General features: G+C 64.8%; 18 protein-coding genes. 8 read left to right on the forward strand and 10 right to left on the reverse strand.

Going from position 1 to position 16487, the window contains the following annotated elements; all coding sequences use genetic code 11:
• Window positions 1-4: 4 nt before the first annotated feature.
• On the reverse strand, window positions 5-730 hold the full coding sequence (locus QCM77_RS39975; protein WP_279668060.1) for a sulfite exporter TauE/SafE family protein: 726 nt from the start codon (window positions 728-730) through the stop codon (window positions 5-7).
• A 269-nt stretch (window positions 731-999) separates the two neighbouring features.
• Between QCM77_RS39975 and QCM77_RS39980 the strand changes: the two genes are divergently transcribed.
• Window positions 1000-1368 (forward strand): GFA family protein, encoded by a 369-nt coding sequence (locus QCM77_RS39980; RefSeq protein WP_279668045.1) that lies wholly within the window; start codon window positions 1000-1002, stop codon window positions 1366-1368.
• A gap of 98 nt (window positions 1369-1466) precedes the next feature.
• The gene (locus QCM77_RS39985) at window positions 1467-2282 is read left to right on the forward strand and encodes a DUF4886 domain-containing protein (RefSeq protein WP_279668044.1); all 816 of its coding nucleotides are present in this window, start codon (window positions 1467-1469) and stop codon (window positions 2280-2282) included.
• A gap of 50 nt (window positions 2283-2332) precedes the next feature.
• Here QCM77_RS39985 and QCM77_RS39990 read toward each other — a convergent pair whose 3' ends face one another.
• Complete coding sequence (locus tag QCM77_RS39990) at window positions 2333-3103, reverse strand: exodeoxyribonuclease III (protein WP_279668043.1); 771 nt, start codon at window positions 3101-3103, stop codon at window positions 2333-2335.
• Window positions 3104-3143: 40 nt separating this feature from the next.
• Here QCM77_RS39990 and QCM77_RS39995 point away from each other — a divergent pair, with 40 nt between their 5' ends.
• On the forward strand, window positions 3144-3362 hold the full coding sequence (locus QCM77_RS39995; protein ID WP_279668042.1) for a hypothetical protein: 219 nt from the start codon (window positions 3144-3146) through the stop codon (window positions 3360-3362).
• Between the two features lie 12 nt (window positions 3363-3374).
• Here QCM77_RS39995 and alr read toward each other — a convergent pair whose 3' ends face one another.
• The 3 genes from alr to QCM77_RS40010 form a co-directional block, all read right to left on the reverse strand.
• On the reverse strand, window positions 3375-4652 hold the full coding sequence (gene alr, locus QCM77_RS40000; RefSeq protein WP_280096475.1) for an alanine racemase: 1278 nt from the start codon (window positions 4650-4652) through the stop codon (window positions 3375-3377).
• A 51-nt stretch (window positions 4653-4703) separates the two neighbouring features.
• On the reverse strand, window positions 4704-6212 hold the full coding sequence (locus tag QCM77_RS40005) for a replicative DNA helicase (protein ID WP_280096467.1): 1509 nt from the start codon (window positions 6210-6212) through the stop codon (window positions 4704-4706).
• A 758-nt stretch (window positions 6213-6970) separates the two neighbouring features.
• Window positions 6971-8221 carry a cyclopropane fatty acid synthase gene (locus QCM77_RS40010; protein WP_280096468.1) on the reverse strand — a complete coding sequence of 417 codons (1251 nt, stop codon included), beginning with the start codon at window positions 8219-8221 and terminating at the stop codon, window positions 6971-6973.
• A 279-nt stretch (window positions 8222-8500) separates the two neighbouring features.
• Between QCM77_RS40010 and QCM77_RS40015 the strand changes: the two genes are divergently transcribed.
• The 3 genes from QCM77_RS40015 (at window position 8501) to QCM77_RS40025 (ending at window position 10700) form a co-directional block, all read left to right on the forward strand.
• Complete coding sequence (locus tag QCM77_RS40015) at window positions 8501-9514, forward strand: hypothetical protein (protein WP_279668039.1); 1014 nt, start codon at window positions 8501-8503, stop codon at window positions 9512-9514.
• Window positions 9515-9624: 110 nt separating this feature from the next.
• Window positions 9625-10221, forward strand: a complete 597-nt coding sequence (locus tag QCM77_RS40020) for a TetR/AcrR family transcriptional regulator (RefSeq protein WP_280096469.1) — start codon at window positions 9625-9627, stop codon at window positions 10219-10221.
• Between the two features lie 11 nt (window positions 10222-10232).
• Window positions 10233-10700, forward strand: a complete 468-nt coding sequence (locus QCM77_RS40025; RefSeq protein WP_280096470.1) for a PaaI family thioesterase — start codon at window positions 10233-10235, stop codon at window positions 10698-10700.
• Between the two features lie 37 nt (window positions 10701-10737).
• Here QCM77_RS40025 and rplI read toward each other — a convergent pair whose 3' ends face one another.
• The 4 genes from rplI to rpsF form a co-directional block, all read right to left on the reverse strand.
• Window positions 10738-11343 carry a 50S ribosomal protein L9 gene (gene rplI, locus QCM77_RS40030; RefSeq protein ID WP_280096471.1) on the reverse strand — a complete coding sequence of 202 codons (606 nt, stop codon included), beginning with the start codon at window positions 11341-11343 and terminating at the stop codon, window positions 10738-10740.
• A gap of 49 nt (window positions 11344-11392) precedes the next feature.
• Window positions 11393-12370, reverse strand: a complete 978-nt coding sequence (locus QCM77_RS40035) for a DUF2232 domain-containing protein (protein ID WP_280096472.1) — start codon at window positions 12368-12370, stop codon at window positions 11393-11395.
• Window positions 12371-12499: 129 nt separating this feature from the next.
• On the reverse strand, window positions 12500-12739 hold the full coding sequence (gene rpsR, locus QCM77_RS40040; protein ID WP_007592020.1) for a 30S ribosomal protein S18: 240 nt from the start codon (window positions 12737-12739) through the stop codon (window positions 12500-12502).
• A gap of 5 nt (window positions 12740-12744) precedes the next feature.
• A complete protein-coding gene (gene rpsF / locus QCM77_RS40045; protein WP_279668034.1) occupies window positions 12745-13257 on the reverse strand; it encodes a 30S ribosomal protein S6 in 513 nt (170 codons plus the stop codon).
• Between the two features lie 343 nt (window positions 13258-13600).
• Between rpsF and QCM77_RS40050 the strand changes: the two genes are divergently transcribed.
• Together QCM77_RS40050 and QCM77_RS40055 are read left to right on the forward strand one after the other, a co-directional pair.
• Window positions 13601-14305, forward strand: a complete 705-nt coding sequence (locus QCM77_RS40050) for a TetR/AcrR family transcriptional regulator C-terminal domain-containing protein (protein ID WP_280096473.1) — start codon at window positions 13601-13603, stop codon at window positions 14303-14305.
• A 3-nt stretch (window positions 14306-14308) separates the two neighbouring features.
• Window positions 14309-15334, forward strand: coding sequence for a fatty acid desaturase family protein (locus QCM77_RS40055; protein WP_280096474.1), 1026 nt, complete (start codon window positions 14309-14311; stop codon window positions 15332-15334).
• Here the strand turns inward: QCM77_RS40055 and QCM77_RS40060 are convergent.
• Complete coding sequence (locus QCM77_RS40060; protein WP_279668031.1) at window positions 15331-16347, reverse strand: diguanylate cyclase domain-containing protein; 1017 nt, start codon at window positions 16345-16347, stop codon at window positions 15331-15333. The genes QCM77_RS40055 and QCM77_RS40060 overlap by 4 nt on opposite strands.
• Window positions 16348-16487 lie beyond the last annotated feature (140 nt).

Consider the following 16487-nt stretch of genomic DNA (forward strand, 5'->3'; position numbering starts at 1 on the left):
GCGGCTAAGGCTGCGTCGCATTCCACAGCATGGAGAGGCCGGCCGCGATCATGATCGCGTCCATCACCACGCGGAACATTTCGGGCTTCAGACGCAGCACGAAGCGCTTTGCGATGAAGGCGCCGGCCATCAACGACGATCCTGCGACCAGGCCTTTGACGAACACATCGCCGGTCAGCGCGCCGAAACGTTCGAAGGTCACGGATTTCGCGAAATAGAGCCCGAGCGAAGACGCCGCCTCGGTGGCGAGGAAGGCGCCCCTGGACAGGCCATAGAACAGGAACAGCGGGACGCTGAGCGGGCCGGTGGAGACGACGATGCCGGTGAGATAGCCGATGATCGCGCCGCCGATGGCGAGATGCCAGAGATTGGCCTTGAGATCGTGCCGTGCCAGCCAGTGCCGCACCGGCACCATGGCGATCAGGAAGACGCCGATGGCAAGATCGACGGCATGAGAGGGCAGGGCCAGCAGCGTCCGGGCGCCGAGCACTGCGGCCGGAATGCCCGTGACCGAATAGGCCGCGCAGGCCCGCCAGTCGACCTCGCGCCACCAGGCCAGGATCCGCGAGAAGTTGGCCATGACGGCGGCCACCGCCATGATCGGGACGGCCTCCTTCGGTCCATAGGCATAGACCAGCACCGGCATCAGCATGATCGACGAGCCCGTGCCGACGATGCCGGAAATGGTGCCTGCGATGAGGCCGACGGTGAGGACGAAGAGGAAGGCCAAGGGAACCGAGCAGGGCAATTTCTCGATGATGATATCGTGCAGGTGTTTTGCCCGACGTGTCAAATCGCATCTACGGACACATGCGTAAGGCATTGATCCGACAGCGATCGGCTACTGTGCATGGGGTTGTTTTCCATGTTTTTGTTTGGTTGGCGCGGCAAGTCGGTGCTCGCAGCACATTGGTGGGCAAGGCCGGCTGCGCGCTGCTGACAGCATGTTGGCAGCAGGGTCCGGCTACGACCATCTCCTGACAAAACGGAGAGCGGGTCATGGCGATCGAGGCAAGCTGTCATTGCGGGGAGACGGTGTTCGAGGTGACGGAGGCGCCCTCGAGCGTGACCCGCTGCACCTGCTCGCTCTGCGCCAAGCGCGGCGCGTTGTGGGCCTATTACACGCCGGCGCAGTTTCGGCTGCTGTCGCCGGCGGACAACGTCGCGACCTATCTCTGGGGCAGCCGCACCGTCAAACACCATTTCTGCGCAAGCTGCGGCTGCGGCACCTATTCGGAGTCGCCGGACTGGTCGACCGGCAAGCCCGATTTCGACAATCCCAGGGTCGGCGTCAACGCGCGCCTGTTCGACGATTTCGATCTGGAGGCCGTGCCGGTGAACATGATCGACGGCAAGAATTTGTGGTGAGCAGGCGGTCTCACGCATGTCTGCTGCACGCCCGTCCTCTTGAGGCTCTCTTGAAAAGCTGATTTGTTTCGGGCCCGATAGAAAAGGGGAGGAAGCCGATGATGCGTCTTTTCGCGCGAGTGATGCTCGCGATGTGTCTGGCCGTTTTAGCCGGCTTCAATGCACAGGCGCAGACCAAGCCCAAGGTCACGACATCAGGAGCGGATTTTCCCAAGGCCGCGCTGTTCGTCGGCAACAGCTTCTTCTACTACAACAACGGCATGCCCGGGCATCTCTCCTTCATGGAGCGGGCTGCGGATCCTGAAAACAAGGCGGCTTATCGCAACACCATGGCAACGATCGGCGGCTCCGGCCTCGATTGGCACGACATGGACAATCTGCTGCGGCAGGGCGGAATCGGCGCCTATTCGTTCGACGAGCAGAACAACGTCGTCTTCAACAAGCCGGGCAGGCAGTTCGACGCCGTCGTGATGATGGATTGCAGCCAGTGCCCGATCCATCCGCAATTGAAGGACGCGTTCGCGACCTTCGCGAAGAAGGACAGCGAGATCGTCCGCGCCCACGGCATGCGGCCGGTGCTGTTCATGTCCTGGGCTTATGCCGACAGGCCCGAGATGACGGAAGCGTTGGCCGAGGCCTATACGATCGCAGGCAACGCCAATGATGCGCTGGTGATCCCCGCAGGCCTGGCTTTCGCGCGCGTGCGAAAACTCCAGCCGGAGCTCAATCTGTATGCGGCGGACAAGCGGCACCCGAGTCCCGCCGGTACGTATCTGGCGACGTGCGTGACGCTCGCTGCGCTGACGGGCCGCTCGCCGGTCGGCAATTCCTACAACATGGGACTGGATCCGGAGACGACGCAGCTGCTGCAAAAGGCGGCGTGGGACACGGTGCAAGAGTATTACGGGCGATAGTTCGTAGAGCCTGTGAGCCAATTCGGCTCAGAGGCTCTACGACATCAACGCTAATTCAGCACCACCCACGCCGGCGCATGATCGCTCGCGCCGTCCTCGCCGCGGATGTTCTTGTCGACGCCCGCCTTGGCCAGGCGCGAGACCAGAGCAGGGCTGAGCAGGAGATGATCGAGCCGCAGGCCTGCATCGCGCGACCAGCGGTTCCGCTTGTAATCCCAGAAGGTGTAGATGCGTTTGTCCGGGTGCAGTTCGCGGATCGCGTCACACCAGCCTTGTGCCACCAGCGCCGCAAAGGCCGCACGGCTCTTCGGCTGGATCAAGGCATCCTTGTCCCACGAGCGCGTCGGATAGATGTCGATCTCCGTCGGCGCGACGTTGTAGTCGCCGGCGAGCACGACAGGCAGATCCTGCCTGATCAAACTTTTCGCGTGGCGCTTGAGGCGGGCGAACCAGTCGAGCTTGTGGTCGAATTTCGGCCCCGGCTGCGGATTGCCGTTCGGCAGGTAGATGCTGGTGACGATGATGCCGCGAACCGCCGCCTCGATGTAGCGGGCTTCGTGATCGCCAGGTTTTCCCGGCAAGCGATCGCGGGTGAGAATGGGCTCGGCATTGCGGGCCAGGATGGCGACGCCGTTCCAGGTCTTCTGTCCACACCACACTGCGCCGTAACCGGCCTTTTCGATGGCGGCCGCCGGAAATTCGCCATCGCTTGCCTTCAACTCCTGAAGTGCAACGACATCAGGCTTCGCCGTTCGCATCCATGCCAACAGATTGGGCAGGCGGCGATTGATGTTGTTGATGTTGAATGTCGCGATCTTCATGTAGAGCTACCGGCTCTTGCCTTCCGTTACCGGAGAAACAATGTCCAAGTTGAGCTTTGCCGTTATCGTCGTCGCCGTTGCGTTCTCCGGGGTCGCCTCGGCACAATCATCCGATCCGCGCGGCGCGTGCAAGGCGGACTATGACAAATTCTGCGCCGGCATCGCGCCCGGTGGCGGCATCGTCGCCTGCCTCAACGGCAAGCGCGACAAGCTCAGCGCAACCTGCAAGACGGCGTTGGACAGCAGGAAAAAGAAATAAGCGGCTGATAGCTCAGCTCGGCAGCGGCGGCGGGTTCGTTGCCTGCTCGACCGACGGCGGGGAGGGTGGTTGCTCTGCCGCAGTCGCGGGAGCCGACTTGGCCAGCGGCTCCACCACGTTGCCGCCCTTGTAGATGCGGGCGTAGCGGCGGCCGAGGCTGGTCAGCACCTCATAGCCGATGGTGCCGAAATGATGCGCGAGCTCGTCGACGGTGATGCCCTCGCCGAGCAGCGTCACCATGTGGCCGCGCCGCGCCGCGTTCGGCGGCAGATCGGTGATGTCGATCGCGATCAGGTCCATGGAGACGCGGCCCGCGACCGGACAACGCTTTCCGGCGACGATGATTTCGGCGCCGCGGGTGCCGTCACTGGAGCTTGCGGCGCGGAAATAGCCGTCGGCATAACCGACCGCGATGATCGCCAGTTTCGTCGGCCGCCGTGCGGTCCAGGTGCCGCCATAGCCGACGCTCTCGCCGCGCTCGACGTTGCGGATCTGCACGATGCGGGCCTTGAGGTCAACCACCGGCTGCATCGGATTGTCGGCCTCCGGCGTCGGATTGACGCCGTAGAGCGCGGCGCCCGGCCGCACCAGGTCGAACTGGAAGGGTGCGCCGAGGAAGACGCCAGAGGAATTGGCGAGCGCCGCCGGCACGCCGGAGAATTCACTGGCGATGCCGCGGAAGGCCGCGAGTTGTTTTGCATTGACGGGGCTGTTGAGCTGCTCGGCCGAGACCAGATGGCTCATCACCAGCGTGATGCCGTGGTCGCCGGCGTTGATGCGGGGGATGATGGCCTGCGCTTCCGCAAGCGTCAGCCCGAGCCGGTTCATGCCGGTGTCGATGTGAACGGCCGCCCCTCCGGTCCAGCCGGAGCGGCGGCAGAACACGTCCCATTCGGCAAGCTCGTTGAGATCGCCGATCACCGGGCGGCAGTTGATCTGGGCGTAGTGCTCGCCGGTGTTCTGGAAATAGCCGCCGAGTACGTAGATCGTAGGCTCCGGTACCGCCGCGCGCACCTTGCGCGCTTCCTCGATGGTGGCGACGAAGAAGGTCTTGCAGCCGGCCTTGTTCAGGGCACGCGCGACCTGCTCGGCGCCGCAGCCATAGGCGTCGGCCTTGATCACCGCCGAGCATTCGGCCGGCACCGCCGTCTTCTCGAGCTTGCGCCAGTTGGCGATGATGGCGTCGAGATCGACGGTGAGCACGCCGCCGAAGGCAGCAAGCGCAGCAGCCTGATTGGCCTCCGCGGAGAGAAGGCCGGATTGCGGAATCATTTTCGGGTCGGACGCCATTGTCATGGCGCCGTTTTACGCAAGAGGCCGGTCAGGTTCAACCCAGGGAACTCAGTAGTCGCCGCCGCCGCGGTCCGGCACTTGACTGTCCGGCGCGAGGTCGCCGAATCGTGTGACCGACGCTTCGAAGGCCAGATCGACGGTGCCGGTCGGGCCGTGGCGCTGCTTGCCGATGATGACTTCGGCCTTCCCATGCGCAAGATCCATGTCCAGGCGCCATTTTTCGTGCTCGGGTGTGCCGGGGCGCGGCTCCTTGTTTCCGAGGTAATATTCCTCGCGGTAGACGAACAGCACGACGTCGGCGTCCTGCTCGATCGAGCCGGATTCGCGCAAGTCCGAGAGCTGCGGCCGCTTGTCGTCGCGCGACTCGACCTGGCGCGAGAGCTGCGAGAGCGCAATCACGGGCACGCTGAGCTCCTTGGCCAGGGCCTTCAGACTGGTCGTGATCTCGGTGATTTCCTGAACGCGGTTTTCGCTGCGCTTGCCCGAACCCGACAAGAGCTGGATGTAGTCGATGACGATGAGGTCGAGGCCCTTCTGCCGTTTCAGCCGGCGGGCGCGCGCCATCAGCTGCGCAATCGAGAGACCGCCGGTCTCGTCGACATAGAAGGGCAGCGATTGCAGCTCGATCGAAACCTCGCGGATCTTCTCGAAATCGGCCTCAGAGATGCCGCCGCGGCGGATCGACGAGGAGGGGATACCGGTGCGCTCGGCCACGATACGCGTGGCGAGCTGGTCGGCCGACATTTCGCAGGAGAAGAAGCCGATGACGCCGCCATGGGCGGCCTTCATGGTGCCGTCGGCCTGGACTTCTGGAACGTAGGCCTGGGCGACGTTGTAGGCGATGTTGGTTGCTAGCGACGTCTTGCCCATGCCGGGGCGGCCGGCGACGATGATGAGGTCGGAGTGCTGCAACCCGCCCATCTTGGTGTCGAGGTCGCGCAGGCCGGTCGAGATGCCCGACAGCTTTCCGTCGCGCTGGAACGCTTTCGCGGCGAGATCGACCGCGAGCGTCAGCGCCTGCGAAAATTTCTGGAAGCCGCCGTCGTAGCGGCCGGATTCGGCGAGTTCGTAGAGGCGGCGCTCGGCGTCCTCGATCTGCGCCCGCGGCGCGAAGTCGACCGGGGCGTCATAGGCGACATTGACCATGTCCTCGCCGATGCCGATCAGGTCGCGCCGCAATGCCAGATCGTAGATGGTGCGGCCATAATCCTGCGCATTGATGATGGTGGTCGCTTCGGCGGCGAGGCGCGCCAGGTATTGCCCGATGGTCATGCCGCCGACATCGGTGTCGGCGGGCAGGAAGGTCTTCAGCGTGACGGGCGTCGCGATCTTGCCCATCCGGATCAGGCTGCTGGCGGTCTCGAAGATGGTCTGGTGCAGCGGCTCGAAGTAATGCTTCGGCTCCAGGAAGTCGGAGACACGGTAAAACGCGTCGTTGTTGACCAGGATCGCGCCCAGAAGGCTCTGTTCCGCTTCGATATTGTGCGGTGCGCTTCGATAGGCGGGGGTTCCGGATTCCGGCGCGAGTTTGAGAACGTTCGAATCAGTGAGGGCCATGGTCGAGCGATAGCAATTTTCTGGGGCGGATGCGGGGCCGGGATAAAGCGCCGCCTCAGCCCAAAGCGGAAGCAAAAGCTGGCCGCTATCAACCGATCATTAAAATGGTGGATGATTGGCCGCCGCAGCACGCGCCGCGCTTGACGGATTTTCGTGGAACCAGGGCGCGGCCTGGAAGCAGCCGCTACCGCGCCACGGAAAACGCCGGATGAAGTGAACCTAATGGGTTGGCGGGCAGACGTATCGAGACGCGCGCGAAATGACGCACGCTGGCGCTTTCGGCTCGGTTCAGACCAGCAGGAGGTAGACCAGTGCAACCAGGGCCGCCCCGACGCCGGTGACGATCAGGGCGTAATCGGTGCGGAGGTCGTCCTGCACGTCGAATGAGGTTTGGGTCTCTTTGCTCATGGCGACGGTCTAAGCCGGGGCCGACGAGACTTATGTGAAGCAGATCACATCTCCCCGGTTTCTTTCGGGGGTAGAGCCGGAACAGGCAAGTGGGCGGGGGATTGTCCCCGCGAACCGCCAACAGGCAGATGAGGCAAGCGATGCGGCCGGAACGGCAGCCCCAGATTTGGCGGAGCGAGGCAGGCAGCCGGCTTTGGCTGTCAGGGCTGATCGCGGCCATGGAGCACGCGACGCGGCCTGATGTGCGCTGCCAGCCGGTCGCACCCGAAATCCTGACGGCACTGCGGGCGCAATTGGCCTTAACGGCCTCATTCCGGTCCGCTCCGATTTCGACCCTGCGTCACTAGGACTTATTCACCAGCCAGCTTCAGCCTGGGATTGGCGCCGGTTTCGACAGCCCGCAGCCGGGCTTCTTCGTGCGCGATGTAGTTGCGCGTCATCGGCACCACGCCCTGACGCCGGGTGAGCTGGATCTGGAAATTCATCATGTCCTGCTTGCGGAACGTCATCTCGCAGGCTGCCAGATAAAATTCCCACATCAGCGCGAAGCGCTCGTCATAGAGCTGCACGGCTTCTTCGCGCCGCGCCATGAAGCGCTCGCGCCATGCCTTCAGCGTTTCGGCGTAATGCAGGCGCAGAATCTCGATGTCGCAGACCAGCAGGCCCGCTCGCTCGATCGCCGGCAGCACCTCCGAGAGAGCGGGGATGTAGCCGCCGGGAAAGATGTATTTGGCGATCCAGGGATTGGTGGAGTCCGGGCCCTGCGAACGGCCGATCGAGTGCAGCAGCATGACGCCGTCCTTGGCCAGCAGCTTGGCGCAGCGCTGGAAGTAGGTGTCGTAGAAGCGGGCGCCGACATGCTCCAACATGCCGACCGAGACGATGCGGTCGAACGGACCGGCGACGTCGCGATAGTCCTGAAGCAGGAATTTGGCCGATCCGGTCAGGCCCTTTTCGGCTGCGCGCGCATTGGCGATCTGCAACTGCTCGGTCGACAACGTGACGCCGGTGACGTCAGCGCCTGCGATCTCGGCGAGATAGAGCCCAAGCCCGCCCCAGCCCGAGCCGATGTCGAGCACGCGCTGGCCGCCCTTGAGGAGCAGCTTTGCGGCGATGTGTCGTTTCTTGGCGAGCTGCGCATCGTCGAGCGTGCTCGCCGGCGTCTCGAAATAGGCGCAGCTATATTGCTTGTCGGCGTCGAGGAAGAGCGAATAGAGCCTCGCATCGAGATCGTAATGGTGTGCGACGTTGCTGCGGGAGCGCGGGCGCGGATTGAATTGCTTCAGGTGCCGCGTCAGGTATCGCAGGTGCCACCAGGGTTTTGCCCACTGCGGCAATAGGTCGGGTTGATCGAGCAGGATCGCGAGGGCATCAGCTATGGTGCCGTGCTCGACGACGAACTCGCCGTCCATATAAGCCTCGCCAAGCCCGAGCTCGGGATTGATGAGGATCTTCCGCTCTGCGTCCGCGGTGACGAAGCGCACCGTGACCGGGCGGCCTGAGCCGTCGCCGACGGTGAACTTCGATCCGCTGGCGCCGGTCACCGTCATCGACCCGCGGCGGATGAATTGAGTCAGGAATCTACGCAACAAGCGGTCCATCAACACCTTCCTCCTGGGGCGAACCCGAAAGATGCGATTCACCCGGCCTTCACATTCGACGCACGGGCGCCGCAGCGGTTCCTATGCGTTTGCATCCAAATGTAGGCAGGACGTTCCGGCCCTCCATGGCGCTGTGTGCACGGCCGATATTCGAAAAGCGCTTAATCACATCCTTGCGCGTGGAGCCTGCTTCCATTCGCGGCTCAATCGGATAAAAGGTGACCCGCCGCCGCGCCGCCTGCCGGCTGCACCTCTCGGAATTCAATGGAGATAATGGGAATGTCGAGCCGAGCGCTCAGCCTCGCGACGGTATTGCTTCTGATCGGCTTCGGCGCGACCGATACCGTTCTTGCGCAGGCAACGAACCTCGAGGCCGGCAAGGCCCCATCCCAGCTTTTCGCGCAGACCTGCAATGCATGTCATAAGAGCCCGCGCGGCCTGTTGAAGACAGTGGCGCCAGGCTCGCTGCCGGGCTTCCTGCGTCAGCATTACACGACCAGCCCCGACATGGCCGGCGTGCTCGCCTCCTACCTCGTCTCCAACGGCGCCACCGACACCCGCTACCAGGCCAAGGACGGCAAGGACAAGAAGGACGGCGCCAAGGACAAGGACAAGGACAAGGAAGCCAATACCAATCCCGCGCAGTCCCCTGAACATCAGGGCCGCCGGCAACGTTCCCAGGAGTCCGCCAAGCCGGAAGGCGAGGGTGCCGCTCCCACGGCCGAGGGCACGCGTCAGAAGCGTGCTGCGCGGCCGGCCGAAGAAGGAGCGAAGGAAGGCGCTAAGCCCGAGGGCCAGGCCGCCCCCGAAGGGCGCAAGGCCAAGCGTCTCGGCAAGCGCGGCAAGCCTGAGAGTGAAGAGGGGCCGAAGGTCGACGCCGCGGCGCCGGCGGCAGACGACAAGAAGAGTGAGCCGAAGATTGAGTCCAAGCCCGAGACCGCGAAGGTGGACTCCGGCGAGCCCAAATCCGAAGGCAGCAAACCTGAAGGCAGCAAGCCGTCTGAGAAGCCCGCCGAGGCCAAGCCGGAGAGCGCCAAGATTGAGCCGCGTGGCAGCGATACTCCGGCGCTGCGGCCCGATCCGGTGCCGCAGGTGACGCCGGCTGCACCGGCCGCCGCGAAGCCCGCCGAACCAGCTGCGCCCAAGCCGGCGGAAGAGACAGCCCCCAAGCCTGCCGCGAGCTCCGAACCGGTAGCGAAGCCGCAGGAGCCGGCGCCGCCCGCGACCGCTGCGGCTCCACCCGCGGTGCCGGCAGAATCGTCCGGCCCGCCGGCACCGCCCATTTCGCGGTAAGAGACCCACATTTTTCCGATCGACTTGCCAAGGCCGCGCTTAGCGCGGCCTTGGCGTCGTCTTGACCATGACTAGAGTGTCACTCTAGAGTTCATCTCTAGGAGGCGTCCATGGCGGCGAGCGTGCGCGACGATTTGTTGGCGGCGGGGCTTTTCGTCTTCGACCGCGTTGGCTTCGAAGCCGCCACAGTGGTCGCAATCCGCGCCCGGGCGCGCGCCTCCAATGGCAGCTTCTTCCACGTCTTCGGCTCGAAGAAGGAGTTGGCCGGTGCGCTGTTCCTGGAGGTGCTCAGGCACTATCACGCCGCGATGCTGGCCGCGCTCGACCCTGTCCCCAATGCCGGGCAGGGGATCGATCGCCTGATCCGGGCGCATCTCGATTGGGTCGTCACCAGCCGCCGCGAGGCGCGCTATCTCTTCGAGATCTCGCGCAGCGAATGGGGCGAAGACGTGCGCGACGCCCAGCGCGCGCAGAATGCGCGCCTTGCCGAAGGCATCGAACGCTGGCGCACACCGCTGGTCACGCGCGGAGAGCTCTTGCCGATGACGCTGGTGATGTTCGTCAGCCAGCTCATCGGGCCGGCGCAGATTTTTTGCCGCGCGTTCCTGTCGGGACGCGACCGCGCCGATCCGCGCGCCGAGGCCGATACGCTGGTCGCCTGCGCCGTTCGGGCGTTGCGGCCGCCCGAACCCATCAACGAGCAATAAGGAGAGGCATCATGCGAGCTGAAGCAGATCCCGAATTCGGACCGATCGCCGAGCGCATCCACGCCAATGTCGGCCGGCAGGGTTTTATGAATCTGGTCGGCGCCGAGCTGTCCGAATTGTCGCGCGGCACCTGCACGATCGCGGTGGAACGCCGGCCGGAGCTGCTGCAGCAGCACGGCTTCTTCCATGGCGGCGTCACCGCCTTCCTGGTCGACAACGCCACGACGATCGCAGCCGCGACCTCGCGCGGCCAGCCGGCGCTGACGGCGGAATACAAGCTCAATCTGTCGTCGCCCGCGATCGGCGAGAAGCTGATCTGCCGGGCGAGGGTGATCAAGCCGGGGCGTCAGGTCTCCGTGGTCGCCGCCGACGTGTTCTGTGTCAGCGACGGCGTCGAGAAGCATACGGCAACGGCGCTCGCGTCGATCTCGATGCTGAGCGAGGACGTCGCCGCCAAAACGAAAAGCCCGGCCGCCTGAGGCGACCGGGCTTCGAAAGCCTGCGCGAACGCGAGGCTTACTTCTCGGTCTCTTCCGCAGCCGGCGCCGGCTCGGCTTCGTCCTGCTGGGCTTCCGGATCGAAGAACTCGCCGGCGGCTGCGATCGCTTCGGCCGCAGCATCCCGGTCTTCGTTCCGGCTCAAGATGTCCTCGCCGCGGTTGATGCGCTCGGCCTCGTCCTGGCTGCGCGCCACGGTGACACTGATCTCGACCTCGACCTCGGGGTGGATGGCGACCGTGATGGTGTGCTTGCCGATGGTCTTGATCGGCGCGTCGAGCTGCACCTGCGGGCGGGACAGCGAAACGCCGTCGGCTTCGAACGCCACGACGATGTCGCGCACGTTGACCGAGCCGAACAGTTGGCCGGCTTCCGAAGCCTGACGGATCACGATGATGTTCTTGCCCTGGATCTTCTCGGCGACCTTGGACGCCTCGCCCTTGGACTCAAGATTGCGAGCCTCGAGGTCGGCCTTCATGCCGTCGTACTTGGCACGGTTGTCTGCGGTGGCGCGCAGCGCCTTGCCGCGCTTGAGCAGGAAATTGCGGGCATAGCCGTCGCGAACCTTCACGACTTCGCCCATGTGACCGAGCTTGTTGACGCGTTCCAGCAAAATGACTTCCATATTCGTTCTCCTTTGATGTGTTGAGTGAGTTGGAATTTCGAACTTGAAGTTAAGGGGTCGGCAGCGGCGGCGGCTGGCGCGTACGCAGGAAGCGTTCGCGGAAGCCGAACACGGCATCCGCGAGGCCGAGGATCACCATTGCGATGACGGGCCATCCGAACACGACCACGACGGCGTAGGTCGAGCCGAGCCAGAAGGTGCGGCTCTTCAGCGCCAGCGTCAGCGTATGCAGCACGGCAAAGCCGGTCAGCGCGTATCCCATCATCAGCGCCGCCGTGGCGATCTGCGCGACGATCGCAAGCAGTCCGCCGGTGAAGCAGAAGGCGAGCGCGATGCAGAGCGCCACGAGCGTCATCGGCGGCAGCTCCGCCGTCATCATGTCCGGCCAGGGGCGCCGCAGCCGGCCCGACGTCGCCGTCACCTTGGCGCTGAGCCAGAGGTTGAGGGTGAGCGTCATCATCGCGACGATGGTGGCGGCGGCCGGCGCGATCCGCACCAGCGCGTCGATGAATTGGTCCATCTCGCCGGAGGTCTGCGGGTCGGCGGCGCGGAGCAGGCGCATCAGGCCCCGGCGCAGCGTGCCGGTGATGGTCTCGGCGTCGGTGCCGAGCGTGAGCAGGGCGGCGATCGTGGTCAGCGTGGCGAAGCCCACGATCCACAGCAGGATGCGGCCGACCGGATACCACTCGAGCTCGGGCTCGGCCGGCGGCTCGGCGGCGGCCTCCGGCGCGACGGGTCCACCCCCCCGGCTGAGCAGGACGAGATGGCCGAGCCACCAGGCCGGCAATGCGACGGTGACGGCGAAGGCGATGCAATAGGGCAGGCCGAACAGGGCGCCGAGGCCAACCGCGGCGGCGATGCCGCCGAAGCTCGCGCAAAGCGGTCCCCAGCCGATCGAGGCGACCATCAGCGGCAGCGGAGCGAGATAGAACAGGACGAGCGAGATCAGCGCGCCCGAAACGATCGAGGCGAACATCAGGGCCGACGCAGCGCCGGCGATCAGGGCTATCAGTCCAAAGGCCATCATCAGCTGTCCCGCTCCCTTCGAGCGGTTAGAGGCATCTCGCCCCAACCATCGGCGACCGGACGACCCGGAAGCCTTATGAGAAACTAGGCAGTACGGCCGGCGGCGATATCACCGCCGGCCGAGTTCGTCTTAGCGAATGACGTAGGGCAGCAGGCCCAGGAACCGCGCGCGCTTGATGGCGCGGGCGAGCTCACGCTGCTTCTTCGCGGACACCGCGGTGATGCGGCTCGGCACGATCTTGCCGCGCTCGGAGACGTAACGCATCAGCAGCTTGGAGTCCTTGTAGTCGATCTTCGGAGCGTTCGCGCCCGTGAACGGGCAGCTCTTGCGACGACGGAAAAACGGACGGCGTGCACCAGCTTCAGCCATTGATCTTACTCCGCATCCGTCGTGGTCGTCGGGGTTTCAGCTTCTTCGCGCGGACGGCGCGGGCCGCGGTCACCGCGGAAGCCGCCACCGTCGCGATCGCCACCACGGAAACCACCCTCGCGGTCGCCACGGAAGCCACCGCCTTCGCGATCGCCACGGAAGCCGCCGCCACGGTCGTCACGCTCGCGGTCACGGTCGGCCTTGCGCATCATCGCGGACGGACCTTCCTCGAGCTCCTCGACGCGGACGCTGAGATAGCGGATCACGTCTTCGCTGATGCGCTCCTGGCGCTCGATCTCGGCGATCGCCGCAGACGGCGCGTCGATGTTGAGCAGCACGAAGTGCGCCTTGCGATTCTTGTTCATGCGGTAGGTGAGGGAGCGAACGCCCCAATTCTCGGTCTTGGTGATCTTGCCGCCGAGACCCTCGACGATGCCGGTCATCTGCGCAGTCAGCTCTTCGACCTGCTGCGTGCTCGCGTCTTGGCGCGCGAGAAAAACATGCTCATAGAGAGCCATGGAAGTCCTTTCCTCATGTTGGCGCATCGCCCGGCGTCAAGCCCTTAAGAGGCCTTCGGAAAGGACTCTGGGATTAAGCTCAGAAGGCGGAAGCACGGGACGACGGGCCGACTGGCCCTGCCACACCAAAATCACGAATGATTCGCTGAGACCGTCCGTTCAGCTCCCGGCCGGGGTCTGCGGATGCGCGCCTTATACGGATTTTGGCTGACTTGGCAAGGTTGCGGGCGGCGTTTTCGGCGCGGACGGCCCCGATGCGGGCGGCCGGATCCACCGCCGAATACCATACCGGCTTGATTTATTTGTTTGTATGTCATACAAATAAATCAGCGGAGCGAACCCAATGGCAGAAAAGTCGGCCCAGGAGCCGCTTGAGGCGGCTGGTGACCCCAAGCACGCCGCCCGTGCCACGCGGTCGGCCGGCCGCAAAATGCGCTCACTGCTGCTGGATGCCGCGAGCCCGCTGTTTCGGGAGCGGGGGCTGTCGGGCACGGCGATCACCGACATCGCGGCCGCCGCGGACGCATTCCCGAGCCAGATTACCTATTACTTCCGCACCAAGGAGGCGCTGTTCGTCGAATGCGCCTGCCGCGAGCTCCTGTATCTGGCGCGGGCGACGGAGCAGGCGGCGCTGAAGGCGCGCACGCCACGGGAATACACCCATGCGCTGGCCGAGACCGTGACGGCGAACGATTCGGTGGCCTTCTTCGCCGAGGCGCTGACGCTGACGCGGCGGCGCCAGGATCTCGCGCCGCTGGTCGAGCGCACCATCGAGCGTCTGCATAGTGAAGGCGCGCGGGCCTATGCAAGTCAGGTTGAGCGGCACGGCTGGCGCTCCCTGCGTGCGCCCGACGAAAGCTCGCGGCGGTTCTGGGCCGTCGCCATCGGCGTCATCCTCGAGGGCTACGCCATGGGCCGTTCGCCCGAGGCACTCTGCGCGGAGATGCTGCGCGTTCTCGGCGAGCAGGCGAAATCCACTGATGACACGGCGCGTTTGCGTCTCGTCGACGAGCGCGACGCATCAAGTCATTCGAATGAGGAGGGTTAGGCCATGACCGCGCTTCGCATGCGTGCCCGCGATTTCCTGACCGACGATCAACTCGCCGACCTGCGCCAACGCGTGACGTGGAAAGGCGTCGCGCTGATCGCTCATGCCTGGGCGCTCATCATCGTCGCAATCGCCTTGGTCGCGTGGTGGCCCAATCCGATCACCTATATCTTCGCCGTCGCCATCATCGGCTCGCGCCAGCTCGGGCTCGCGATCCTCATGCATGACGGCGCGCATGGCTGCCTGTCCGCCGACGAGAAAGCCAATCTGACCCTGAGCCAGTGGTTCTGCGCCTATCCACTCTTCGCGGAGACGCGCAGCTATCGGCGCTATCACCTTCAGCATCATGCGCGCACCCAGCAGGAGGATGATCCTGATCTCGTGCTGTCGGCGCCGTTTCCGATCACGAAGCTGAGCTACCGCCGCAAGTTCATCCGCGACATCACCGGGCAGACCGGCTACCAGCAGCGCAAGGCGCAACTGCTCAACGCGCTCGGGCCGAAGGACTGGCCGTTCCGGCAGCGCGCGGCGCATTTCCGGGAGAAGCTCGGCCCGCAATGCCTCGTCAATGGCGTGATGCTCGCGGCACTCGCATTGGCCGGCGTGTGGTGGGCCTATCCGCTGCTATGGCTGGTGCCGCTGTTGACCTGGATGATGGTCATCACCCGCATCCGCAACATCGCCGAGCACGCTGTCGTCCCTGACAGCAGCGATCCCTTGCGCAATACCCGCACCACCTACGCCAATTTTCTCGAGCGCCTGTTCATCGCGCCGTACTACGTGAACTATCACCTCGAACATCATCTCTTGTTTTACGTGCCCTGCTACAATCTGCCGAAGGTTCACCGCCTGCTGAGCGAGAGCCGGCACGCGGGCCGCATGGAGGTGCAACCGAGTTACGCCGCGGTGCTGCGGCTTGCGACCGCGAAGCCGAACCACGACGACCGGCCAGGGCAATTGGCAAGCAGCGCCCGCCGTGCGCGCGCCGGTGCCGAGGTCGGTGCGGATCAAAAGGCCGGCGGTTTCTAGCAGGCCAGGGCGGGAGCTTTCGGCGCCGGCAAGAAAGGTATCGCTTCGGGGACAAGCGAGACCGGCTCGACAGTGGCACCGTGGATAACAAAAGCGCCTTTGCCGCGGCGCTTGGCTTCGTACATTGCACGATCGGCGGCGCTCAGCAGATCGTCGGCGGTCACGCCGTCGCGCGGCGCCGACGCGAGGCCAATGCTGGCTCCGACGCGGGCCGCCGGGGCAAACTCGAATGGCTCGGCCACACGCGCGATGATCCGTTGGGCCACTGCGGCAGCCTCGTCGTCCGTGATATCAGGCAGCAGGATCACAAACTCGTCGCCGCCGATGCGGCACACCACATCGGCGCCGCGCACGCTGGCGCAGAGGCGCTTCGCCACAGCGACGAGAACGGCGTCGCCCGCTGCGTGTCCAAACCTGTCATTGACGCCCTTGAAGCCGTCGAGATCGACGCAGAACACGGTGAGCTTCGAGGTCGCCGACGCCGCGTCCGGCCATGGGCCGTCGAGCATCTCGGCAAAAAATTTCTGGTTGAGGGCGCGATTGGGCAGGCCGGTGAGCAGGTCGTGATGCGCCATCAGGCGGTTGTTGCGCTCCGAGAGGTGGAGGTCGAGCAGGATCTTGTGGTTCTCCAGCAGCAGGAAGATCATCCCCGCCGTGTAGACCGGCGTTTGCAGCCCGATGATGAACAGGAACGGGACCGGCGACAGCATCGTCGCTAGCGCGAAGGGCAGCGTCAGGATGCAGATCAGGAGGATGCCGTAGCGCGGCGTCCCGGCGTTGCGCGAGGCGATGCCGCCGACGAGATTCGCCAGCCCGATGCCGGCCATCAAAACCAGCGGCATGATGCCGGACGCGACGCATTGATAGCAGCCGGCGGAAATCAGGATGACCGATGATAGCCCGGCCCAGATTGGCGCGACGTTCACCGGCGCCCGCCGATCCCGCTTCGCCTCTGCGAGGGCTTTCATCATCAGCGAGATGCGCGTGCTGCCGAGGATGATCTCCGCCAGCACCCAGGCATAGGCCCATCTGCGCTAGGTTAGTCGTGCGCGGAGATTGTCGTGTTGTTTTTGGCGCCGTCGCGGTGGTTCGCAGAGGTGGCGGCGGGTTCGGCTGAAGAGATTACGGACAGCCTGCCACAGAAGTGGTCCAC

This window comes from Bradyrhizobium nivariense (assembly GCF_029846695.2).
Classification (GTDB): Bacteria; Pseudomonadota; Alphaproteobacteria; order Rhizobiales; family Xanthobacteraceae; genus Bradyrhizobium.